The following is a 22963-nucleotide window of genomic DNA, read 5'->3' on the forward strand; positions in this document are numbered from 1 at the left end:
CACTTAACCGACCGGCGCATCAGGCGCAGGAGCTGCGTCCGGCACCGGTTTGGGGCGCCCCTTCCGGAAATAGATGGGCGCAAACGCCTCTTTCTGGTTCAGCTCCAGCTGACCTTCGCGCACCAATTCGAGCGCAGCAGCAAAGCTCGAGGCGAACACCGTTGCGCGCTGCGTCGGATCGGCGACGTGCCGGACCAGGAAGTCGTCGAGCACGCCCCAATCGTCCTGCTCGCTGATGCTGCCGACCAGCCGCTCCAGCGTGGCGCGCGCCTCGGCGAGCGACCACACCGTGCGCTTGGCCAGATGCACGCTCGCCAGCACGCGCGACTGGCGCTGCGAGGCGTAGGCGGTGAGCAAATCGTACAGCGTCGCCGTGTATTTCGGGTGCTTGATCTCGGCGATCTGCTCGGGCTCGCCGCGCGGGAAGATGTCGCGCAGCAATTGCTGCCTGTTCATCAGCCGGTTGGCGGCTTCGCGAATGGCCTCCAGCCGGCGCAGGCGGTTGGCGAGCGCCGTCGCCATCTGCTCGGCGCTCGGGCCTTCCGCGCTCGGCGGCTCCGGCAGCAGCAGGCGCGACTTCAGGAAGGCGAGCCATGCCGCCATGACGAGGTAATCGGCGGCGAGCTCGAGCCGGATCTTTCGCGCGGCTTCGATGAAGTGGAGATACTGGTCGGCCAGCGCCAGGATCGAGATCTTGGCGAGGTCGACCTTCTGCTGCCGCGCCAGCGCGAGCAGCAGATCGAGCGGACCCTCATAGCCCTCGACGTCCACCACCAACGCCGGCTCACCCTCGGCAAGCTCTGCGGGCCGCCCGGTTTCGAAAGATAGAATTTCTGCGGTCATGCCGATGCCGTGTTTGCCCGTGCGATCAATGCGTTCAGCTCAGTGCGTGCGGCGACGCGATCGAGCGGTTGCGGCGCCTTGCGCGCGGCGAGCGCGGCGTTCGCCCGCTCCAGCGCCCTGCCCGACAGCTCAGGTGTCTGGCCGGCGACCTCGCGCATCTCCTCGATATTGCCGTTGCAATGCAGGGCCACATCGCAGCCGGCCGCGAAGATGGCGCGGGTCCGCTCGGCGATATTCCCCGACAGCGCGTTCATCGACACGTCATCACTCATTAACAAACCCTGGAACCCGATTGCGCCGCGAATCACGTCAGCAATCATTGTCGCAGATGTCGTCGCCGGATGGGCGGGGTCGACCGCGCTAAACACAACATGTGCAGTCATGGCCATCGGCAGGTCCGACAGCGGCTTGAAGGCGGCGAAGTCGGTCCGTTCCAGCTCGCCCCTGGGCGTATCGACCGTCGGCAGCTTGAAATGGGTGTCGGCAGTGGCCCGGCCATGGCCGGGGATGTGCTTGAGCACCGGCAACACGCCGCCCTGCTCCAGGCCCTCGGTGACCGCGCGCGCGATCGCCGCGACCTTGCCGGGCTCGGTGCCATAGGCCCTGTTCCCGATGACAGCATCGGCACCCTCGACGGGCACGTCGGCCAGCGGCAGGCAATCCACGGTGATGCCGAGATCGGCAAGATCAGCCGCGATCAGGCGGGCGGACAGGCGCGCCGCGGTGAGCCCGAGCGCCGAATCAGTGTCGTACAAGGTCGAGAAAACGGCGCCCGGCGGATAGACCGGCCAGTGCGGCGGACCGAGCCGCTGTACCCTACCGCCTTCCTGATCGATCAGGATGGGCGCGTCGGCAGCACCTGCCGCCGTCCGCAATTCCGCAACCAGTGCAGCGACTTGAGCTGGCGTTGCGACATTGCGCTTGAATAGGATGAAGCCCCATGGGCGCTGGTCGCGGATAAACTCCCGCTCGACGGCGGTCAGTTCCGTTCCGGATACACCGGTAATGAAGGCCCGCGTGCTCATAACGGCCGATTAACCCTGACCCGCGAGGGGGTCAAGGAAACGGCCGTTAATTCCTCTGGACGAAGCAGGCGGACAAGCCTGCGGACTTCAGGCTGTTGCAGGCGTGCGTCGCTTCCTCTGCCGAACCATAGGGCCCAGCGAAGGCGCGGTAGACGACCCCCTTGCCCTTGTCGCTGAGGTCGACCCGCTTGATCACCGGCGAACGGGAGCCGAGCACGCTGCCATATTTGCTCTGAAGCACGCGATACGACGCGGCCGCGCTATCCTCGCTCTGCTGCGAGGAGACCTGCACGATGTAGCCGCCACCGCCGCTGCTGGCGGGCGCGATTTGCGTCGGGGTGGTCGCAGCCATCCGCTGCGGCGGTTCGGCTGCCGGGACCGATTGCGGCGCCAGCGACATCGGCTGGTTGGCGCTGGCATTGGCCGAGGTCGGCGGATTGCGCGGCGCGACCGGCGCAACGGGCGCAGCCACAGGCTTCGGCGCAGCCGTTGGCCTGGCGGCAGCGGCCGATTGCGGCGTGGCGCTGTCGGTCTGATCGCCCTTCACGGCGACAGTCCTGATCGGGCGCGGCGAATTGTTCGACATCGTGCCGTTGCTCGCGCCCGTGCTCGGCGGCGGCACCGCAGACGGCGACACGCTCGCCACCGACGGCGGGTTCGCATTCTGGTTCAGCGGCGGGAACACCACGCGAGGACCGCCCGCCTTGGCGTTGACGTCGACCGGCGCCTCTTCCCGCGGCACGATCTTCTCGGTGCCATCGCCGCTCACCATGCGATCCGGCACCTTGGCCGAGGAATCCGTCGGCGCCGGCACGATCTTGGTCGGGGTGTTGTCGGCCTTGATGATCGGCGGCTCGCCGCTGCGGGGCGAGCCGACATAGGTCTTGTAGGCGAAGGCGGCGCCGGTGCCGACCACGGCAAGCGCCAGGATCGCTGCGACCGTCATCATGCCGCCGCGCTGCTTCTTGGGCTCTTCGGGCTCCGCCTCCGGATAGTCGCTCTGATACGCGTAGGGATCGTCGGGATAGGCGGGATCGCGCTGATAATCCTGCTCGCCTGCCTCCAGCCGGCCGTAGAGCGCATCGTCGTAACGCGCCGGATCGGGCTGCTGATGTGGCTCCTGATAGGCCTGTTGCTGGTAAGCCTGATCCTGCTGGTAGGCCTGATCCTGGTAGGATTGCGCCTGATAGGCGTGATCCTGATAAACCTGCGGCTGATGAAGCTCAGGCTCGGGCGCGGCAGGCTGGGCTGAATAGCGGTGCAACGGGTGGACCGGGTTTACGGACACGGGATAGTCTGGCTCGGGAGCTGGCGCCGGCTGCGGCTGCACGTTGGCCCGCCGCATCCATGAGGGCGGCCCGGGCTGCGCCGGGGGGGCCTGCTCGGCATAGTCCTGTTGATAATCGTCCTGTCGATCCTCTTGCCGATAGTCGTCGTCCTGATAGCCCTGCGCGGGCGCGGGGGCTGCCGGCGGATGTGCGCCGGGCCGCCCCTGAGCTGCGAAGGGATCGGTCTGTCCGATCAGGCGGGCGAGCTCGGCCAAGGGATCGCTCTCCGCCTTGCCATGCTGGGCGCCACCGCGACCATAGTCATCGGAGGGCAACGGTCTGTCCTGATATCGTTCGGCCATCGTGATGATGCGTCCCTTCGGGAAAGCCGCGCGCCCCTCGACCAAGGCACGGCTTTCGACCCACAAGGCTTTCAACCAAGTCTAAGCGATCCGGCTTCTGCCGGTTACCCCCGATATTCCCCTTAAGTAGTTCGCCCCAAACTACCGCATCTCGTTCGGAGCATGGACGCCGAGGATGGCGAGGCCCGATGCCAGAACCGAGACGACGCCCTGGACCATGGCCAGTCGCGCCTTTGTAAGCTCTGCATCATTATTGATAATGAAGCGTAAATAGGGCAAATCGCGCCCCTTCGTCCAAAGTGCATGAAATTCGCTGGCTAAATCATAGAGATAAAAGGCAATTCGGTGCGGCTCGTGGGCCGCGGCTGCGGCTTCCAGCATGCGCGGAAATATTGCGAGACGCTTGAGCAGGTCGAGCTCGACGGGGTCTGAGAGCCGTTCCACCGCCGACTCAGCGAGCCAGGCGATCCGCTCGCCGGCATCCTCCGGCAGTTCCGGGAACACCTCCGTCCGCGCGTTGCGGAAGATCGAGTGGCCGCGAGCGTGGCCGTACTGGACGTAGAACACCGGGTTGTCGCGCGACTGTTCCATGACCTTGGCGAGGTCGAAGTCGAGCACGGCGTCGTTCTTCCTGTAGAGCATCATGAAGCGGACGGCGTCCTGGCCGACCTCATCCACCACCTCACGCAAGGTGACGAAGTCCCCGCTCCGCTTGGACATTTTCACCGGCTCGCCGTTGCGCAGCAACTTGACGAGCTGGACGATCTTGACGTCGAGCGAGCCCTTGCCCGACGTCGTCGCCTTTACCGCCGCCTGCATGCGCTTGATATAGCCGCCATGGTCGGCGCCCCAGACGTCGATCATTTCCGCAAAACCGCGGTCGAACTTGTTCTTGTGGTAGGCGATGTCGGCGGCGAAGTAGGTGTAGGAATTGTCCGACTTGATCAGCGGACGATCGACGTCGTCGCCGTAAGCCGTCGCCTTGAACAGCAGCTGCTCGCGGTCTTCCCAATCCTCGACCGGCGCGCCCTTCGGCGGCGGCAGGCGGCCTTCGTAGACGTCGCCCTTGGCCTTCAGGAAATCGATGGTCTCGGCAACCTTGTTGTTGCCGGTCTCGATCAGCGAGCGCTCCGAGAAAAACACATCATGACGGATGTTGAGGGCGGCGAGATCGTCCTTGATCTCGTCCATCATCATCGCGATCGCCTTGGCGCGCACCGTCGGCAGCCATTCGACCTCGCTCATCGCGAGGAGCTTGTCGCCGTGCTCTTTCGCCAGCGCCGCGCCGACCGGCTTCAGATAGTCGCCCGGATAGAGCCCTTCCGGGATCGCACCGATGTCCTCGCCGAGCGCCTCGCGGTACCGCAGGAACGCGGAGCGCGCGAGCACGTCGACCTGGGCGCCGGCGTCGTTGATGTAATATTCGCGCGCGACGTCGTGGCCTGCGAAACGGAGCAGGCTCGCCAGCGCGTCACCAAACACGGCGCCGCGGCAATGGCCGACATGCATCGGTCCGGTCGGATTGGCCGAGACGTATTCGACATTGACCTTGGACCCGCCGCGGACGCGGCCGTAATCGGCGCCCTCGCGCAGCACGGTCCGCAGCGCCTCGGCCCAGGCGGCGGGCTTCAAGGTCAGATTGATGAAGCCGGGACCGGCGACGTCGACCTTCGCGATCAGCGCGTCGGCGCGCAGCCGCTCGGCGATCTGCTCGGCGAGGTCGCGCGGCTTGGCCTTTGCCTCTTTCGCCAGCACCATGGCAGCGTTGGTCGCCATGTCACCATGGGAGGGATCGCGCGGCGGCTCGACCACCACGCGCGAGAAATCGATGCCCTCGGGCCAGTTGGCTTCCACGGCCAGCGTACGGCAGGCGGCGTGCACGCGTGCAAGCACGTCGGCGAACAAATGCAGTGCTGAGGATGTGTCGGGCATGGCCGCCGCCTAACGCAAATCCGGGGTCGAGTCAAAAAGCCGCTGGTGCTCGGTCAGGGCGAACCGGTCGGTCATTCCGGCAATGAAATTGCCGATCCGGCGGGCCCGGTCACCCTCATTGTCAGCCTCCGCCCCCGAGAGCCATTCCGGCGGCAGCTCGCCCGGGGATTTCAGGTATCTCGCGAACAGGTCGAACAGGATCTGCTCCGCCTCCCCCATCACCCGCATCACCCGCTTGTGACGGTACATGTGCTGGTAGAGGAAGGTCTTGATGGCGGCCTCCTCCTCGGCGACCTCGGCCGGAAATGCGACCAGCGCCCGGCTCTGCTGGCGGACATCCTGGGCCGATTGGGGCTTCAGCGCGGCGAGGTTCTTCTGCGCCTGCGCGAACACCGCACCGATCAGGTGCGAGATCAGCTCGCGCACCAGCTCGGCACCGCGCCTGAGGTCCTCGAGGTCGGGATAGTGCGCCGAGGTCTCGGCGATGATCTCAGCCGTGAGCGGCATCACCTTGAGATCGTCGAGATGGAACAGGCCGGCACGCAGACCATCGTCGATGTCGTGGGCGTCATAGGCGATGTCGTCGGCGATGGCGGCGACCTGCGCCTCCAGCGAGGCGAAGCTCCACAATTCGAGGTCGTAGGTCTCGATATAGTCGGCGATGCCGACGGGAATGCCGTGCTCGCGATAGCGCCCCACCGGCGCGCCGCTGTGGTCGGTCAGCGGACCGTTATGCTTGACGATGCCCTCCAGCGACTCCCAGGTCAGGTTGAGCCCGTCGAAATCAGGGTAGCGATGCTCGAGCGAAGCGACGACGCGGAGCGTCTGGGCGTTGTGGTCGAAGCCGCCAAAATCCTTCAGGCAGGCGTCCAGCGCCCGCTCGCCGGCATGGCCGAACGGGGGATGACCGAGATCGTGGGCCAGCGCCAGGGTTTCGGTGAGATCCTCGTCCAGCCCGAGCTGCCGGGCCAGCGCACGGGCGATCTGCGCCACCTCCAGCGAATGGGTCAGCCGGGTGCGGTAGTGGTCGCCCTCGTGGAACACGAACACCTGGGTCTTGTACTTCAGGCGGCGGAACGCGGTGGAGTGGATCACCCGGTCGCAATCCCGCCGGAACGGGCTGCGGGTCCGGCTCGGCGGCTCCGCGACCAGCCGGCCGCGGCTGCGGTCGGGATCGCAGGCATAGGGCGCATGGGGGGCAGCCATTCCGACGGACACGACGAATTTAGTCCCTATCCATTTGATTCTGCGTATCCTTGCACTTAACTATGCCGGACGCGGGATACCAAATGAATTGGGCAAGTGAACCTGGTATGACCGCGGGACTATCGGAGACGAGCCATGACGACCGACGTGACCATCAGTGACCGCGCCGCACGCCGGATTGGGGAGATCCTCAAGGGCGAAGGCTCTGGCGCGATGCTGCGCATCTCGGTCGAGGGCGGCGGCTGCTCGGGTTTCCAGTACAAATTCGACATCGACCGTGCGCGAACCGACGACGATCTCGTGATCGAGCAGGACAATGCGGTGGTGCTGGTCGATTCCGCCTCGCAGCCGTTCCTGGCGGGATCGCAGGTCGATTTCGTCGACGACCTGATCGGCGCCTCGTTCCGCGTCAACAATCCGAACGCCACGGCATCCTGCGGCTGCGGCACCAGCTTCTCGGTCTGACCGCCTACGCGCCTGTTATCTGCCTCTCCTCATCCGTCCACTCCATCTCGGCCGGCATCAGCTCCGGCTGCAGCGGCGCGTCCTCGGACATCACGTGGCCGTCGAGCGCACGCAGCAAGGCCGCGACCAGCGCCGGCTTGCGCAGCGGCTTGGCGAGGAAGTCCGACATGCCCGCCTCGCGGCAGATCCTGACATCCTCGGGGAAGGCATTGGCGGTCAGCGCGACGATCGGCAAGGCCGCGAAGCGCCCGCCTTGCGCACGGATCGCGCGGGTGGCGGCAAGCCCGTCCATGTCGGGCATGCGCACGTCCATCAGCACCACATCGTAATTGCCTTCGGATGCTGCCGCGACGGCCTCAGCGCCGTCGGTGACGACGCGCAGCTCGACGTCGAAGGCCCCCAACATCTTGCTCACGACCATGCGGTTGACCGCATCGTCCTCCGCGACCAGCACCTTCAGCGGCCGATCGAGACCGGCGATACGGGTCTTGAGCTCGTGGGCCTCATCGTGGCCGGCCGTCTGCTCGGAGGCCTGCGCCTGGCTCCAGGGCAGGACCAGCGTGAAGCGGAAGGTCGATCCCTCGCCCGGCGTCGAGGTGACGCCGATAGTGCCGCCCATCTGCTCGATGATGCGCCGGGAGATCGCAAGCCCGAGCCCGGTGCCGCCGAAGCGGCGGCTGATCGAGGCGTCGGCCTGCGCGAAGTCGCTGAAGAGCTGGCCAAGCTTTTCGGGGGCGATGCCGATGCCGCTGTCGGTCACCGTCCATTCGACGGTCGCCAGCAAGTCGCGGCGCGCCTGGCAGGTCGCCGAGATCGTCACCTCGCCTTCATCGGTGAACTTCACCGCGTTGGACGCGAGGTTGAGCAGCACCTGGCGGATGCGCGCGACGTCGCCGCGCAGCGTCGGCGGCAGGTTCGGGTCGAGTGCCAGCTTGACCGTCAGCCCCTTGCCCTTGGCGCTCGCGCGGACCACGGTCACGACAGCCTCCACCAGCGCCTGCGGGGCGAAGTCGATCACTTCGAAGGTGAAGCGCCCGGCCTCGAGCTTGGACAGGTCGAGGATGTCGTTGAGGATGCGCTGGAGATTGTCGCCGGACTCGCGGATCGTGGTCACGGCCTCGCGCTGCTCCGGATCGAGCTTGGTTTCGAGCAGCATGCTGGCAAGCCCGAGCACGCCGTTCATGGGCGTGCGGATCTCGTGGCTCATCACGGCGAGGAAGTCCGACTTGGCGCGGCTCTCGGCCTCGGCCTTTTCCGCGCGCCAGCGTTCGGTCACGTCGCGGCCGAAGCCGCGATAGCCCAAAAATTGTCCCTCGCGATCATAGGCCGGCTTGGCCGTCAGCGACCACAGCCGCGCCTCGCCGCCGGCGACGACCTTGAGGTTCATCTCGTGCAGCGGCTCGTTCTGCTCCATCAGGCCGACGACGTTGTAGGCCGCGCTCTTGTCCTCGGGGCACAGCATGTCGAGCACGTCGGCGAAATGCGATCCCTTCAATAGCGGCAGCGGCAACTGAGCGACGTCTGCGAAGCGCTCGGGCACGTCGACCAGATGCCCTTCGGCGTCGGTCTGCCACAACCAGTCGCTGGCGTTCTCCTGGAAGTCCTTCAGCAGCAGCGAGATGATCTCGGTCTGGCGTTCGAGCTCGAGCTGGGCCTTGAGATTGCCGAGGAACAGATTGCCCTGCGAGACGATGCTGCGCGCCATGAAAAATGCGAACAGCAGCAGGAACACCGCCGTCACCAGATACGGCCCGGCGCCGCAGAGCAATAGCGCCCCGGCGCAGGCGGTCGTCATGGTGGCGAGATAGACGAGGCCGGCGCGCGGGAACGTCGACAGCGTGAAGGCGCCGCCCGACATCATGCCGACCATCAGGCAGGCCAGGATCAGCTGGCTCGTCGGCTCGATGCGGCTGAACAGAGCGAGCGGCAGCGCGCCCCAGATCGCGGCGAGCAAGACCGCCTGCCGCAGCATCTGCCGCGCAGCGCGGGGCGAGGCCTCTTGCGGCGGGTTCTGATGCGACCGCCGCCAGGCGCGCACCGCGAGCGAGGCGGTGGCGGCGAGCGTCAGGCCCCAGATCGCGAGGAAGTCGTTCCATCCCCTGCCCCAGAACAGGATCAGCACGATGGCGACGTTCAGCATCGTCACCGCCATCGTCACGGGGATCAGCCGCGTCACGGCGTCGATCTGCTTGGCGCGGATGCGGCGGATCTCGCGCTCGCTGAGATCGGCGGTCAGGCCGTCCTCGATCTCGAAGCCACCGAGCCAATACAGGAACGCGCCGATCAGGCCGTCACGCGGCTCGGTTCGCTTCATCGATTTGTCCGGCCATCCCATTCGCGGAACCTTTTGACGATCAATGGCCTGCCGCCTGCTTAAGCCGGGTTAATTTTGTGGGAGATTTTGCGGCGTCCTTGACGGGCGCGTTTGCAGTTTGTTCTAACCATGGCCCCTTCCCGGAGCCCGCCGACATGACCATCAGAGTTGCCACCTGGAACGTGAACTCGGTCCGGCAGCGGATCGACCTCCTGCTGACCTGGCTGAGGGAGTGCCAGCCGGACATCGTCTGCCTCCAGGAGATCAAATGCGTCGACGAGGCCTTCCCGCGGCTCGAGATCGAGGCGCTCGGCTACAACGTGGTCACGCACGGGCAGAAGACGTTCAATGGCGTCGCGCTGCTCTCCAAGCTCCGGTTCGACGAGACCAAGTCGGGGCTCGCCGGCGACGACGAGGACGCCCATGCCCGATTCATCGAGGGTGTGGTCACGCTCAAGCGCGGGGTGCTGCGCATCGCCTGCCTCTATCTGCCCAACGGCAATCCGGTCGGGACGGAGAAATATCCCTACAAGCTCAAATGGATGTCGCGGCTTCTTGACTATTCGAAGGAACGCCTCAAGGCCGAGGAGCCGCTGATCCTCGCCGGCGATTTCAACGTCATCCCGCACGCCCGCGACGTGCACAATCCGGCCGCCTGGACCGAGGACGCCCTGTTCAAGCCCGAGACGCGGGAGAGCTTTCAGTCCCTGCTCGGCCTCGGCCTCACCGATGCCTTGCGGGCCGTCACGGATGAGCCCGGGCTTTACACCTTCTGGGACTACCAGGCCGGGGCCTGGCAGAAGAACCAGGGCCTGCGGATCGACCATCTGCTGCTGTCGCCACAGGCCAGCGACCGGCTCGCCAATGTCGGGATCGACAGCTATGTGCGCGGCTGGGAGAAGCCCTCGGACCACGTGCCGGTGTGGGCGGATCTGGATCTGGAGGCGGCGTAACGTCCGCAGAGTTGGTGGGCCCGCTGCGCTTTGCCCACCCTACCGGCACCGAGTTGCCGCCCTACTCCCGGCGGCCGCCCTGCACCCACTGTTCCAGCATTTGCAGGCACATGGCGCGGTCGTCGTCGGAGGCCTTGGCGAAGGCGCGGCTGTAGCTTTCCTTGATCCAGGTTTCGTCGGCACCGGCGCTGTCGCGCGCCAGCGTCAGCCACATCAGGCCGCGCGCGGCCTGTCGCGGCAGACGGTCGCCGTTGAACAGCATCTGGCCGAGCAGCGCCTGCGCCTCGTGCTGGCCCTTCTGCGCGGCGAGGCCGAGCCAGCGCGCGCCGTAGCGGAAATCCTCGCGCGAGGCGTCCGGCGTCTTCAGGTAGAGCCGGGCGAGATCATATTGCGCGTCGGCATTGCCGAAATAGGAGGCAGCATAGGAGAACATCTCCCGCGCCCGCTCCGGGTCCGACTTGACCTTCGAGTTCGGGATGCCGCTCAGATAGTAGCGGCCGAGCGCGACGAAGGCGTTGGCCACGATCTGCGCCTGCGGCGCCGACGGGCTGTCCTCGGCATGCGCATTGGCGATCCGGCTGAAATATTCGAAGGCGCGCACATCGTCCTGGGCGACGCCGTCGCCATTGGCGTACATGCGGCCGAGCTTCCACTGCGCGATGGGGTGACCACCCTCGGCGGCATATTGCAGCGCACTGAGCGAGGTCTCCTGAGGCACGGCCGCCGGCGCGACTTTACCGCGTGCGGTCGCCGCGCTCCCCGGCAAGGTGGTCACGACAGGGATGGTCGCGTCCTTCGGGTTGACCGGAGCCCCGTCGAAGGCAAGCGCCGGCGCGGCCAGCGCACCGACCCCCAACACAAACGCAACTATGGCACGCCTAGATGTCCGCATAGCACTGTTTCTCGTGCGCGCCGCCCGGATGGGTCACTGCCCCCCCGACCGCTGGTCCAACCTGTTGAGCATATTTCCAGAGCGCACCCGACGTGTGGTTAGTCGCGCGAGCGGTCCATTTGGTCTTGCGCTGGGCGAGCTCGGCGTCGCTCAATTTTACGTTAAGGGTACCGGCGACCGCGTCGATCTCGATGATGTCGCCGTCCTCGAGCAGCCCGATCGGGCCGCCAATGGCAGCTTCCGGCCCGACATGGCCGATGCAGAAGCCCCGGGTGGCGCCGGAGAAGCGGCCGTCGGTGATGAGCGCGATCTTGCCGCCCATGCCCTGGCCGGTCAGCGCCGCGGTGGTCTGGAGCATTTCCCGCATGCCGGGGCCGCCCTTGGGCCCCTCGTAGCGGATCACGATGACTTCGCCTTCGCGGTAGGTGCGCTTCTGGACTGCCTCGAAAGCATCCTCCTCGCGGTCGAAGCACCTGGCCGGACCGGTAAACCTGAGGTTGGACATTCCCGCGACTTTCACGATCGCACCTTCTGGCGCCAGATTGCCCTTCAGACCGACCACACCGCCTGTCACGGTGATGGGCTTGTCTGCCGGGTGCACCACGTCCTGGTGCGGATTCCACTTCACGCTCTTGAGGTTTTCGGCGATCGTACGGCCCGTGACGGTAAGGCAATCACCGTGCAGGAAGCCGTTGTCGAGCAGCGTCTTCATCAGAAGCGGTATGCCACCTACTTCAAACATGTCTTTGGCGACATAACGGCCACCCGGCTTCAAATCCGCGACATATGGTGTCTTTTTGAAGATTTCGGCAACGTCGAACAGGTCGAACTTGATGCCACACTCATGCGCGATCGCCGGTAGGTGCAGCGCAGCATTGGTCGAGCCGCCAGAGGCGGCGACCACGGCGGCGGCATTCTCCAGCGCCTTGCGGGTGACGATGTCGCGCGGCCGGATGTTTTGGGCGATCAGGTCCATCACCTGCTCACCCGCGGTCATGCAGAAGGCGTCGCGGATTTCATAGGGGGCCGGGGCACCGGCCGAGTAAGGCAGTGCGAGGCCGATCGCCTCGGACACGGTCGCCATGGTGTTGGCGGTGAACTGCGCGCCGCAGGCGCCCGCCGAGGGGCACGCCACGCGTTCGATCTCGTCGAGGTCCTCGTCCGACATGGCGCCGACCGAATGCTTGCCGACGGCCTCGAACATGTCCTGCACGGTGACCTGCTGCCCGCGGAACGTGCCGGGCAGGATCGAGCCGCCATAGATGAAGATCGAGGGCACGTTGAGGCGGACCATGGCCATCATCATGCCCGGCAGCGACTTGTCGCAGCCGGCGAGCCCGACCAGGGCGTCATAGGCATGGCCGCGGACGGTCAGCTCGACGGAGTCGGCGATGCATTCGCGCGACGGCAGCGAGGAGCGCATGCCGTCATGCCCCATGGCGATGCCGTCGGTGACGGTGATGGTGCAGAACTCACGCGGGGTGCCGCCGGCTGACGCCACGCCCTTCTTCACCGCCTGCGCCTGGCGCATCAGGGCGATGTTGCAGGGAGCGGCCTCATTCCAGCAGGATGCGACGCCGACGAAAGGCTGGTGGATCTGCTGGGTGGTCAGACCCATGGCGTAGAAATAGGACCGATGCGGCGCGCGCGCAGGGCCTTCCGTCACGTGACGGCTCGGCAGCCTCTGCTTGATGTCGGTCTTCGCGTTCATCGCAAACCAGTTTCCTCGGTCAACCCTTTCAGACCCGAAAAATCAGAGCCAAGATTTGAATCGACCTTGGGATTTTCTCGTGGCCCTTCGAAGACCGCCGCTGCCCGTAAAACATTAGAGTGATTTTATTCATGTTCGGGTGTGGCCAAAAAGCGGCGGCGATGCGAACCGCCGGTGATGAGGGTTAAATCCGAGATGAGTGTTGCGGAGACAGCACAATCGTTACCGGGAAGACACGGGCTGGATTACTGCAATACCCTCAGGAAGATGACGATCCACAACTTCAGATTTTGTGGCACGCGCACTGCGCCCAACTCCTCCTCGGCGACCAGGCGTGCGAAAGTGAGTCGGTGTGCCCTTCCGCTCGTTGGCTACTCCCTCCCGTATCCCGGACAAGTCGCAACGCGCGAGCGTTGCGGCGCAGAGCCGGGACCAGAAACCACAGATAGCGCTCGCGGAGACATGGGCCCCGGCTCTGCAGCGCACCGGACGATGCTTTCGCATCGCCGGGGCGCTGCGCTGCGTCCGGGGCGCGAGAGCGGTGAGTGGCGCGCGCTCTCCACGGTCATTACAATGCGCCAGTGCGCATCCCAGCGGCAGTGCCGTAGAGTGGGCAAAGGCGCATAGCGCCGTGCCCACGATCTCTCTCCATAAGCAACAAGGCGTGGGCACGCTTCCGCTTTGCCCACCCTGCGAGATCGAGTTTGTGGCACGTAGCTCAGCTCACAGACACGCCTCTTCGGCCTCGCGGCGGATTTCGCCCGAGCTTTGCCTGGTCTCGCCACCCTCCAATCCAAGAGGGCGCAGGGAAGGCCGGGTGCCAGCTCGCACCCGCGGTCCGCTGCGCGAAATGCACACGCAGAAAGAACCGCACAGCAGCATACAGGTGGTGCCGATCACTCGGCCTGCCCTGCGCGATGGCTGGACGGCTTATGCCGTGATCTCCCGGGAGCCGACCATTCCTTCTGGCCTCCCTCGCCGTTCGAATTGACGATGCCGTCCACCCGGTTGGGCTCGCGCGCATCTTCGAACAGCTTGACCGTAGCAACGACGGCCAGGACCACACGGTTTTGCCGTACGCACGGCCCGCCATTTCGCCGCAGTTTTTCCTGGCCCCGTCGACGAAGCCGGAAACTTACAGACGAGACGAAGCCTAGCAGCGCCGTCGTCCGCACGAAGCCTCGGGCTCGCAGGGACACCCCGCCCTGCCCGCGCCTCTCGTGCCGACGCTGCCGCGTCCACCGCAAGCCCGGCTCGCGATGCGTGACGACACATGATCGCCCCTCTTGGTGAGCCGGGATGGACCACACATACGCCGAAACCGAATTTCGGTAAAGTGGAATATTTTTGCACGCGTGGATTGACAGAGGGCGACACAGACGCGGTCCCGTAGCGCGGATGGAGCGCCAGCGTAATCCGGGCTACGGCCACGAGCGGCCGCTCAGGCCGACATCGCACGCTTGCGTCCGGCCGGGTCGACCAGACGGACGATCTCGCAGACGGCGACGAGGCCGGCGAGCCAGACGGCGCAGGTCAGGGCGATGCGCGTCACGATGGCGGCGGTGAAGGCGCCCTCGCCGCCGAGGAACGGCGTCGCGGCGAGCAGCGCGATCTCGTAAATCCCGTAGGCGGCGATGAGCGTGATCGCCAGCGCCAACGGCGTGCGGCCTTGCGGCAGCAGGCCGAGCACCACCGACGAGGCCGCGGTCGCCAGAAGCGCAGCCGCGCCGATGACAAAGCCCCAGGCAATCGTGCTGGCATCAACGGGATAATGCAGCACGCCGAAACCGATGATCTGGTTGACGAGCCAGGCGCCGGTGACGACGAGCAGCGCCGGACGCTGCGGCAGCATCGCCGCGGCAATGACGGCGAAGGCCGCGAACGGCGTGGCGCACGCGAACGCAAAGCTTGCGAGCGCGCATGACGCCGTCAGCAGCGCAAAGCAGAACATCGGCGCAAGGCGCGGCGCGACCGGGTGAAGCCGGAAGCGATCGTCACCAGACGGCAGGATGCCGAGAGCCATGGTTGAATCTCCTTCTCTTCGAATTCTAGTCCGTTTGAGGGCGTGTGACGGCCCTGGCGAAAATCAGAACGTTGCGCCGGCCTTGAGCAGATAGGTGCGGCCGGGCAGCGGATAGGCACTGAAGCGGCCGTCCGTGAAGGTGCTCGCGATGGCGTAGTCGTAGTAGAGCGCGTTCAGCACATTGTTGACGCTGAGGGACCAGAAGTAGCGCTCAACCTGGCCGCTGAGCTTGAGATCGATCGTGCCGTTGGCGGGAATCAGCTTCTGGGTGCCCGCCTGGTCGTTGTCCATGCGACGCTCGCTCCAGAAGCGCGCGGTGGCATCGAGCACCACGTAATTCTGCCAGATGTTCCAGGTGACACCCGCACTCGCCGTGTAGCGCGAGACCAGCGGCACGTCGTTGCCGGCCCAGATGCCTTCGCGGAAGACCGCACTTGTATAGGCCACGCCGGAGCGCAGCAGCAGGGCGTCGTTGACGCGATAGGACAGATTGGTCTCAGAGCCGTAGCGGCGGGTCGGATCAAGATTTGTGTTGTAGAACAGGACCGGATTGAAATGGACCTCGTTGGTGAGATCCATCAGATAGAGACTGCTCTGCAGCTGCAACCCGCCGCCCTTGATGCGAACACCGCCCTCGATGTCCTGCGAGGTCTGGGTCTTGAGCTGGAACGTTTGCGGGATCGCAGCGAAGGTCAAGGGATCGAACGAAGGCCCCGAGGACAGGCGCTCGTCGACATCAGGCGTGCGGAACGCGCGAGCTACGCGGCCGAACAGCGAGACCTGGTCGTTCAGACGATGCTCGGCGCCGAGATGCAGCGCATATTGGGTCTCGTTGCTCGTCAGCGGCAACGCGCCGATGTCGGCGTTGAACGGAGCTGCCGGGTCGAAATTGTCGCGTGCCGCAAGACTGACGTTCTGCACCCGCGCGCCGTAGGAGATGTCTGTCGTGGGGGCGATTCCCAATGTGTGCTGGAAATAACCCGCAACGGTCTGCTGCCTGAGGTCGTAATTGTGCCAGGGGGCGAGCCCCTGCCCGGCGCCGCGGTTCTGCTCAAAGCTCGCATCGTAATAGTCGATGCCGGTCAGAAGCTGCGACGGCATGCCGAGCAGCAGGCTCTTCACGCTGAGCCGTGGCGTGATCGACCATGTCGTCAGATGGGAACCGACATAGGTCGACGAGAAGAAGGCCGGAACCGGCGTCGGGGTGGAGAAGAACGCACTCTGCTGCTTCTTGTCGCGCACGCCGCCATCGACGATGAGATCGACGCCGTTGACCAGGGTCTTGGTGAACCCGGCGGTCGCGCCAATACCCTGCTGGTTGGCATAGTTGAACGGCGTGTTGGTCCCCCTTCGGTTGGTCGCGACCTCATTGAGGCCGATCGAGGGATCGACGGTGCGGCCGCCCGGCAGTCGCAGCTCCTGATTGTCACCGGTAACCGTGAGAAAGGCAGTCAGGCCTGGCGTGGTGTAATTGAGATTGCCGACGCCATTCTGCTGGGAATAGCGGTTGTTGTCGCGATAGCCATCGGTCCTGACCGTATTGCCGTAGAACGAGGTCGACCACCGACCGGAATTGAGCGAGGTCGACACGTTGCCGAGCCTGGTGTTGAACGAGCCGAAGCCGGCCTCGATGCGCGCGGTCACGGGCGGTCCGCCGACGCCGTTTTTGGTGACGATGTTGATCACACCGCCGACCGCGTTGTCGCCATAGAGCACCGCGCCGGAATTGCCGCGCGTCACCTCGATGCGCTCGATGGAATTGAGCGGGATGGTGGAGAGGTCCAGCTGTGCCATGTCGACGTCGTTCAACCGCCGGCCGTTGACCAGCACCAGCGTGTTGGCGGTGGCAAAGGCGCCGAAGCCGCGCAGGTCCACGCTGGTCTTGGCGCCGATCTGGCCGCCATAGAACGTCGTGATCTGGGCCCCCGGCGTCTGCGTCGCGATGATCTCGGCAAGCGTCTGCGATGGCGAATGCGCGATATCCGCGGCCGTGATGACGGTCGTGGCGGCCCCGACGATGCCGCCGTTGCCGGCGGCAGCCTCACCGCCGGAGCCGGATGAGCCGGCGCCATTGCCTGCCGGCGCGACATTCGTCCTCACCCCCTGCCGAGCCGCCTCGCCGTCACCGATCGCCCTGGCGCGCGTGCGGTTTTGATCGTCGGGCCTGGTCACCTCGATCGGCGGCAATTGCTCGGCAAGCGCCTGTTGGGCGAAGGCGGAGGACAGATCGAGCGAAGGGAAGGAAACGGATGCGAGCAGGCCGACGCTGAGGCGCCTGGCAGCAGGGACAAGACGGGACACAATGGTAACCTCGGTATGACGTCAGTGGCACGTCACAGCGAACGAGGTTTCACGGCAGAGCGATGGATTGCTCCGGTGAAGCCAATGTCTGTACTCCCCGACCGACATCTTCGCGTGTGACCACGGCTGACGGCAGGTCTCCTGGCTCGCGGGTCGTGACCTTGCGTCGCCTTCCCAGGACCGAGATTCCCAGTGGCATGAGACGAAAGATTCACCGCTTACAGTTGCGGGGGCAGCCGTGGCGTTGAGACAAATCCCTGCGTTGGGACAATCCCGCACCACATTCCCTTTTGATCTCCATGAGGAGAACCGTCGCCGATCATTTACGAGCCGTTCGCCCCGGGAGTCAATCGACCGTTAGGTGCCGGCCGCTCAGGTCCGCCCTCGCACCCGTTGCGCCTGGGCCCAGGCGGCAGCGACGTCGCGCGGCGGAACATCGACGCGCTTGATCGGGGTCAATTCGCCGGAGGCCGAGACGATCGCGGTCTCCTCGCGCCGGCAGCGCGTGCAGACAAAGCGCACCTCGTGTGGAGACGCCGTCCAGCTCGACCGCTTCACGTTGGCTGCCATCGGCCAGGCATCGCAATGCGAGCACGACACCAGAAACCGGCCGGGATCGAGCATACCCATTTCCATCGGACTCCGCGTCCTGCCCACTTGCTTCAATGATTGACCCATGTGAATCGTTCCGGTGCCCAGGCACCGCCCATTCCACAGGTTGCATCCCTACAAGGCAGAAGGCGGTGCGCTCAGCGCGCGCCCTTGAGGGTGCAGGAGGTCGTGCAGGTGACCGTGGTGCCGCGATCGCACGATTTGCAGGCATTGACGCACTGGTTCATGTCGCGGGGATTGTAGCTGTAGTTCCGCATCGGGCAGGTCGGCGTCGAGCCGGTGATGTCCTGCTCCTGGTCGCAGGCCGCCGTCATGAGCGCGAATATGATCACGGCAACGAGGCGCATGTGATTGCCCTGTCAAGCATGGCAAATGACACTCGCGAGGTGCGCTGCATTGCAGCGAACCCCGGCCTTTCCACCACGAGCGATCGCTCGCGAGCGTCAAGGATGCGCGCCAAACCTTAAGAACGGATTGCAGCCGGCGTCAGGCAGCAGCCTTGGTCGCGATCGCCTGCCGCATGTCCACCGCCAGCTGACGGTATTGCTCCGAGAGTTTCAGATAGAACTCGCGCTTGGTGCTGTCGGTGGCGAGCTTGGCGATCAGCTCGCATTCGGCGGTGAGCGTCTCGAACCGTTCCAGCCTGTCCTGAAGTTCCGTCATCGGCGTGTCCCCGTCAAACGCCTCAAGGACATCCAACCTAAGCCCGGGAAATAGGTCACGGCGAACATCGTTATCGAGTAGAAACGTTTTTTCCGGACAGGGCGAGCTGGCGCAACAAAACGGCTATTTCTGCTCCAGCCGCCAGGCGCCGTCCCACCCCTCTTCCGGCGGCTTGGCCTCGAACTGCGCGATGCGGCCGAGCATCGTGCGCGAGGGGCCGTCGCCGGGGACGGCTTCGAGCGCGGCGTTGAAGGCGGCGCGCGCCTCGTCGAAGCGACGGGCCCGATAGGCGGCGAGCGCTTCGGCATAATGCGTGCGCAGGCTGTCCTGCGCGCCGGTGAGTGCGCCCGCCCGCGCCATCACCTCGAAGATCGGCTGCGGCGCGCTCTGGCCCGCGACCGCCAGACGATCGATCTCGCGCAATTCGAGCCGTGCTCCGATCGCGTCAGCAGTTGCCTGCGAGATCAGGATGCGGGTTCCGTAGACCTTGTTGACGGCCTCCAGCCGCGAGGCCAGGTTCACGGCGTCGCCCATCACGGTGAAGCTCATCATCAGCTCGGAGCCGATGCTGCCGGTCAGGACCTCGCCGGTGGCGATGCCGATCCGCAGGTCACACGGCGCCGGCATGGCGCGGATGCCGAGCAGGTCGGGCAGCTGCTTCTGCAGCGCGGGCACCTGGTCGACCATCTCGGTTGCGGCGATGCCGGCCAGGAGCGCCTGCTCGTCTTCCTCGATGAAGGGCGGGCCCCAATAGGACATGATGGCGTCGCCGATATATTTGTCGATGATGCCGCGATTACCCCTGATCGGTCCGGACATCACCGTGAAATAGTGGTTCATCACCCTGACGAGGCCGCGCGGGGTCATGCCCTCGCTCATCGAGGTAAAGCCGCTCATGTCGCAGAACATGATGGTCATGACCCGGCGCTCGCCGTCGATCGCGACCTCGGGCCGGTCGATCAGCCCCTGCACCACCTTGGGATCGATGTAGCGGCCAAAGGTCTCGCGGATGCGCTCGTTGTGCCTGAGCTGCTCGGTCATGCGGTTGAAAGCCGCGGCGAGCTCGCCGATCTCGTCCTGCGTGGAGACGGTGATGGTCTTGTCGAAGCGGCCGGCCTCGACCTCGCGGGTGCCGGCGAGCAGCAGCCGCACCGGGCGTGTGATGCCGCTGGACACCAGGAGCGCAAAGGCAAAGCCGACGATCGCCGCGAGCAACGTCACGATGCCAGAGACGATGATCGCTTGGTGCTGATGGCCGATCACCTGCGACGTGCTGGCGAAGACCTGCTTGAGCATGTCGGCCCGGATCGCATCGATCTTCTGGTTGAACTGGTCGCGCAGCGCGTCGATATGCTCGAGCGTGATGCGCGCTTCCGCCATCTGCTGTGCGTCGATCTGGTTGAGGAGTTTCGCGTGGCTCTCCTTCTGATCGCGGCGCAGCTCGCCGACGGCGGTCTCGATGCGGGTCTCGATCCGTGCCAGCGCGGCGTTGTCGGACGGCGTGCGAGGGTCGTCTATGATCGCGTTGATCAGCTTGCGCGCGCGCTCGGCCTCCTCCTCGATCTTGCGGTCGGCGTCCTCGAACTCGCGAAGGCGCGCCGCATAGGCCTCCTCGTCCGAGGACGCCTGCATCTTCGTCATGATCATCCGCCGCAGCGCCACCGATCGCTCCAGCGAGCGGATGTTGACGCGCGCGAGATCGCCATAGGCCGGGATGTAGCGGTTGGTCAGCTCGTCGAGCAGGACGCCGACCTGGCTCGACATCACCATCGACAGGATCGAGGTGACCAGCATCAGGACGATCAATCCGAGGGCGATACCGACGATCTTGCGCCTGATCGACTGGTTGAAAATCGGCATAGCTGCAGGGACAAAGGCCAAAGGGACGGAGCAAGGGAACTCCATACACCGGATCTTGCTGCGGGAACACGCGCAATCTGGTTCCTCCTGGCGCCCAGGACCATGGCCGGTCGTCGCGCGAGCCCGGATCGTTAACAAAGGTTAAAGGAACTGCCCCCCAGCGGAAGTTCCCTCGTCACATCCGTATTTTGCCGCATTGTTGCGACAGCGTGAGGAATGCGAAACGATGCCGTGGCATCGTTTTCGATGTCGTTGATTCTCAAGCCGCATGTCGTCGCGGACCTTGGTTTGTAGTGGTTTCGCAGGGGGACCATGGGATGAACCAGTGCCTACGCTCGCTCGCGTGTCTCGTTGCCGTGGCCGCAATGGCCCTCCTCCCACCGAGCTGGCGGCGAAGAGCAGCCACAAATCGTCTGCGCCGAAAAAGTCGCATGAGGCGAAAGCCGGCAAGCAGCGACATGCCGTGGCCAAGTCCCGTCACGGCAAGCATGCCGAGGCCAAGCGCAAGTCGAAGAAGACCGGCGACGAGCCGTCAGAGAAGCCGGCCGCCCCGCCCCTCACCGGCGACCTCGCCGCGCTGAAGGATGCGATCGACCTCGCGCGCAAGGGCAAGACGGATGACGCGAGCGCGGCGCGCGACCGCATCACTGATCCCGCCGGTCAGAAGCTCGCCGACTGGTTCATGCTGCGCCATTCCGAGAGCACGGCGAATTTCAAGCGTTATGCCGCCTTCCTTGCCGCCAATCCGGATTGGCCGAGCAGCGCCCTGCTCCGCCGCCGCGCCGAGGCGCGGCTGTGGCAGGAGAAGGCCGACGCGGCCACCGTGCACAAATTCACCATGGACCGCCCGACCAGCGCCAAGGGCAAGTTCGCCCTCGCCCGCGTGCTGCTCGCTGAAGGCGACGTCGACAGGGCTACCCGGCTCGTGCGCGAGGCCTGGCGCACCGACGAATTGTCCGAGCGGAGCGAGGAGGATTCCTACGAAGCGTTCCGCGATCTGCTCAACTCCGAGGATCATCGCGCCCGCATGGACAAGCGGCTCGGCGCCAAGGACTATGCCGGTGCGCGGCGCGCGGCAAAACGGCTCGGCGAGGATGCGCTGGCGATCGTCAAGGCTTGCGCCGCCGTCACCGGCAAGGCCAGCAAGGCCAAGGATGATCTCGAGGACGTACCGACTGAAGCGCGCCGCGATCTCGGCTATGTGCTGTGCCGCGCCCAATGGCACCTCCAGAAGGACCGCATCGACGACGCCGCCGAGGTGATCCTGGCCGCTGCGCCCGACACCATGGCCGCCCAGGATACCGACGCCTGGTGGCGCGAGCGTCGCCTGCTCGCGCGCAAGCTGCTCGACCAGGGCAAGTTCAAGACGGCGTATGACGTGGTGCGCACCGCCGCGGTGCCCGAGAAGGAAGTCTACCGCGTCGATTATCATTTCATGTGCGGCTGGATCGCGCTGCGCTTCCTCGGCGATCCCCAGGCGGCGATGGTGCACTTCGCCGCCATCGACGAAGGCTCGGCCAATCCGATCGCGCTGTCGCGCGCCCATTACTGGCGCGGCCGTGCCGCCGAGGCGATGGGGGCGACGGCCGATGCGCGCATGAGCTACCGGGCGGCCGCGCGCTATCCGACCGCCTATTACGGCCAGCTTGCGCGCGCAAAGCTCGGCCTCGATCGCATCGAGCTGCGACCGCCCTCGCCCGTGCTGGCCGCGCTCGACACCCCGCCCGCAGACGAGCGCGTGCGCGCCGCCGACATGCTCTACGGCATCGGCGAGCGCGACACGGTGTTCTATTACGCCGAGGATTTCGCCAAGGAGAGCACCGACGTGGCGGCCCTCGAGGGCCTCGGCGAACTCGCCGGACAGCGCCGCGATGCGCGCGTGATGCTGGAGGTCGGCAAGTCGGCGCTGGCGCGCGGGCTCGCCCTCGACCATTACGCTTTTCCGACCATCGGCATCCCCGAGCACCAGCAGGTCGCGCCCGCGATCGAGACCAGCGTGATCTATTCGGTGGCGCGCACCGAAAGCTCGTTCGACCAGCGCGACAAGTCGCCGGCCAATGCGGTCGGGCTGATGCAGGTGACGCCTGAAGCCGGCCGCGACACCGCCAAGCGCTTTGGCCTGACTTACGACTGGGACAAGATGGTCTCCGATCCCGTCTACAACACGCAAATGGGCGCGGCCGAGCTCAGCGCGCTGCTGTCGGAATATCGCGGCAACCAGATCATGACCTTTGCCGGCTACAATGCCGGCCGCGGCCGCGTGCGCGAATGGGTGCAGGCGCGCGGCGACCCCAGGGATCCCAAGGTCGATCCGGTCGACTGGGTCGAGCGCATCCCGCTGTCGGAGACGCGCAACTACGTCCAGCGCGTGATGGAGAACGTGCTGGTGTACCGCGCCAGGTTCGAGGGCAGCAGCATGATCGCCGGCAAGTCCGACCAGCGCGTCACGACGCAGGAAGTGAGCGCGGCACCAACGGGATCGGCCGCAGCCCTCTCGCCCTAGCCTCGCCACCGCCGGGGCTGGACGCGGCGC

The 22963-nt window shown here is 65.6% G+C and carries 16 protein-coding genes, 1 pseudogene and 1 riboswitch; of the genes and pseudogenes, 3 read left to right on the forward strand and 14 right to left on the reverse strand.

The window, feature by feature from the left end; genetic code table 11:
- Positions 1–3: 3 nt before the first annotated feature.
- The 5 genes from XI03_RS16525 to XI03_RS16545 all read right to left on the reverse strand — a co-directional run bounded on the left by XI03_RS16525 (position 4) and on the right by XI03_RS16545 (position 6648).
- A complete protein-coding gene (locus tag XI03_RS16525; protein WP_018317872.1) occupies positions 4–843 on the reverse strand; it encodes a segregation and condensation protein A in 840 nt (279 codons plus the stop codon).
- The gene (nagZ, locus tag XI03_RS16530; RefSeq protein WP_271592698.1) at positions 840–1868 is read right to left on the reverse strand and encodes a beta-N-acetylhexosaminidase; all 1029 of its coding nucleotides are present in this window, start codon (positions 1866–1868) and stop codon (positions 840–842) included. The genes XI03_RS16525 and nagZ overlap by 4 nt, the downstream gene beginning before the upstream one ends.
- Positions 1869–1914: 46 nt before the next feature.
- The gene (locus XI03_RS16535; protein ID WP_271592699.1) at positions 1915–3498 is read right to left on the reverse strand and encodes an SPOR domain-containing protein; all 1584 of its coding nucleotides are present in this window, start codon (positions 3496–3498) and stop codon (positions 1915–1917) included.
- A gap of 141 nt (positions 3499–3639) precedes the next feature.
- Entirely contained in the window at positions 3640–5430 is a 1791-nt protein-coding gene (argS, locus tag XI03_RS16540; RefSeq protein ID WP_271592700.1) for an arginine--tRNA ligase, read from the reverse strand.
- Between the two features lie 9 nt (positions 5431–5439).
- On the reverse strand, positions 5440–6648 hold the full coding sequence (locus XI03_RS16545) for a deoxyguanosinetriphosphate triphosphohydrolase (RefSeq protein WP_271592701.1): 1209 nt from the start codon (positions 6646–6648) through the stop codon (positions 5440–5442).
- A gap of 123 nt (positions 6649–6771) precedes the next feature.
- Here XI03_RS16545 and erpA point away from each other — a divergent pair, with 123 nt between their 5' ends.
- Positions 6772–7101, forward strand: coding sequence for an iron-sulfur cluster insertion protein ErpA (gene erpA, locus XI03_RS16550; RefSeq protein ID WP_038949166.1), 330 nt, complete (start codon positions 6772–6774; stop codon positions 7099–7101).
- Positions 7102–7105: 4 nt separating this feature from the next.
- On the opposite strand, the gene XI03_RS16555 is transcribed toward erpA, so the two are convergent.
- Positions 7106–9436: an ATP-binding protein gene (locus tag XI03_RS16555; RefSeq protein ID WP_271592702.1), complete on the reverse strand. Its 2331-nt coding sequence runs from the start codon at positions 9434–9436 to the stop codon at positions 7106–7108.
- Between the two features lie 134 nt (positions 9437–9570).
- On the opposite strand from XI03_RS16555, the gene xth reads away from it, so the two are divergent.
- Positions 9571–10368: an exodeoxyribonuclease III gene (gene xth, locus XI03_RS16560; RefSeq protein ID WP_212475501.1), complete on the forward strand. Its 798-nt coding sequence runs from the start codon at positions 9571–9573 to the stop codon at positions 10366–10368.
- Positions 10369–10429: 61 nt separating this feature from the next.
- Here xth and XI03_RS16565 read toward each other — a convergent pair whose 3' ends face one another.
- The 8 genes from XI03_RS16565 to XI03_RS16600 all read right to left on the reverse strand — a co-directional run bounded on the left by XI03_RS16565 (position 10430) and on the right by XI03_RS16600 (position 20430).
- A complete protein-coding gene (locus tag XI03_RS16565) occupies positions 10430–11260 on the reverse strand; it encodes a tetratricopeptide repeat protein (RefSeq protein ID WP_271592703.1) in 831 nt (276 codons plus the stop codon).
- The gene (gene ilvD, locus XI03_RS16570) at positions 11247–12971 is read right to left on the reverse strand and encodes a dihydroxy-acid dehydratase (RefSeq protein WP_028145391.1); all 1725 of its coding nucleotides are present in this window, start codon (positions 12969–12971) and stop codon (positions 11247–11249) included. Before ilvD ends, XI03_RS16565 begins: the two co-directional genes overlap by 14 nt.
- Before the next feature lie 1441 nt (positions 12972–14412).
- Positions 14413–14994, reverse strand: a complete 582-nt coding sequence (locus tag XI03_RS16575) for a hypothetical protein (protein ID WP_038971501.1) — start codon at positions 14992–14994, stop codon at positions 14413–14415.
- Positions 14995–15057: 63 nt separating this feature from the next.
- Positions 15058–17295, reverse strand: a complete 2238-nt coding sequence (locus XI03_RS16580) for a TonB-dependent receptor (protein ID WP_271592704.1) — start codon at positions 17293–17295, stop codon at positions 15058–15060.
- Between the two features lie 114 nt (positions 17296–17409).
- Positions 17410–17624, reverse strand: a riboswitch (cobalamin riboswitch).
- A 43-nt stretch (positions 17625–17667) separates the two neighbouring features.
- Complete coding sequence (locus XI03_RS16585; protein ID WP_240536374.1) at positions 17668–17931, reverse strand: hypothetical protein; 264 nt, start codon at positions 17929–17931, stop codon at positions 17668–17670.
- Between the two features lie 113 nt (positions 17932–18044).
- Positions 18045–18254 carry a hypothetical protein gene (locus tag XI03_RS16590; protein ID WP_028141611.1) on the reverse strand — a complete coding sequence of 70 codons (210 nt, stop codon included), beginning with the start codon at positions 18252–18254 and terminating at the stop codon, positions 18045–18047.
- 139 nt (positions 18255–18393) lie between these two features.
- Positions 18394–18570, reverse strand: coding sequence for a hypothetical protein (locus tag XI03_RS16595; protein ID WP_018320305.1), 177 nt, complete (start codon positions 18568–18570; stop codon positions 18394–18396).
- A gap of 123 nt (positions 18571–18693) precedes the next feature.
- Positions 18694–20430 (reverse strand): adenylate/guanylate cyclase domain-containing protein, encoded by a 1737-nt coding sequence (locus XI03_RS16600; protein WP_028141610.1) that lies wholly within the window; start codon positions 20428–20430, stop codon positions 18694–18696.
- A gap of 317 nt (positions 20431–20747) precedes the next feature.
- On the opposite strand from XI03_RS16600, the pseudogene XI03_RS16605 reads away from it, so the two are divergent.
- Positions 20748–22933 (forward strand): annotated as a pseudogene (locus XI03_RS16605) (transglycosylase SLT domain-containing protein).
- The last annotated feature ends 30 nt before the right edge of the window (positions 22934–22963 follow it).

It is taken from the genome of Bradyrhizobium sp. CCBAU 65884 (assembly GCF_028128835.1).
Lineage (GTDB): Bacteria > Pseudomonadota > Alphaproteobacteria > Rhizobiales > Xanthobacteraceae > Bradyrhizobium > Bradyrhizobium ottawaense.

Bases quoted from the DNA above. Each gene is read 5' to 3' on its own strand.
- XI03_RS16525 (WP_018317872.1), bottom strand. From the start codon at position 843: ATGACCGCAGAAATTCTATCTTTCGAAACCGGGCGGCCCGCAGAGCTT.
- nagZ (WP_271592698.1), bottom strand. From the start codon at position 1,868: ATGAGCACGCGGGCCTTCATTACCGGTGTATCCGGAACGGAACTGACC.
- XI03_RS16535 (WP_271592699.1), bottom strand. From the start codon at position 3,498: ATGGCCGAACGATATCAGGACAGACCGTTGCCCTCCGATGACTATGGT.
- argS (WP_271592700.1), bottom strand. From the start codon at position 5,430: ATGCCCGACACATCCTCAGCACTGCATTTGTTCGCCGACGTGCTTGCA.
- erpA (WP_038949166.1), top strand. From the start codon at position 6,772: ATGACGACCGACGTGACCATCAGTGACCGCGCCGCACGCCGGATTGGG.
- XI03_RS16555 (WP_271592702.1), bottom strand. From the start codon at position 9,436: ATGGGATGGCCGGACAAATCGATGAAGCGAACCGAGCCGCGTGACGGC.
- xth (WP_212475501.1), top strand. From the start codon at position 9,571: ATGACCATCAGAGTTGCCACCTGGAACGTGAACTCGGTCCGGCAGCGG.
- XI03_RS16565 (WP_271592703.1), bottom strand. From the start codon at position 11,260: ATGCGGACATCTAGGCGTGCCATAGTTGCGTTTGTGTTGGGGGTCGGT.
- ilvD (WP_028145391.1), bottom strand. From the start codon at position 12,971: ATGAACGCGAAGACCGACATCAAGCAGAGGCTGCCGAGCCGTCACGTG.
- XI03_RS16575 (WP_038971501.1), bottom strand. From the start codon at position 14,994: ATGGCTCTCGGCATCCTGCCGTCTGGTGACGATCGCTTCCGGCTTCAC.
- XI03_RS16585 (WP_240536374.1), bottom strand. From the start codon at position 17,931: ATGGAAATGGGTATGCTCGATCCCGGCCGGTTTCTGGTGTCGTGCTCG.
- XI03_RS16590 (WP_028141611.1), bottom strand. From the start codon at position 18,254: ATGCGCCTCGTTGCCGTGATCATATTCGCGCTCATGACGGCGGCCTGC.
- XI03_RS16595 (WP_018320305.1), bottom strand. From the start codon at position 18,570: ATGACGGAACTTCAGGACAGGCTGGAACGGTTCGAGACGCTCACCGCC.
- XI03_RS16600 (WP_028141610.1), bottom strand. From the start codon at position 20,430: ATGCCGATTTTCAACCAGTCGATCAGGCGCAAGATCGTCGGTATCGCC.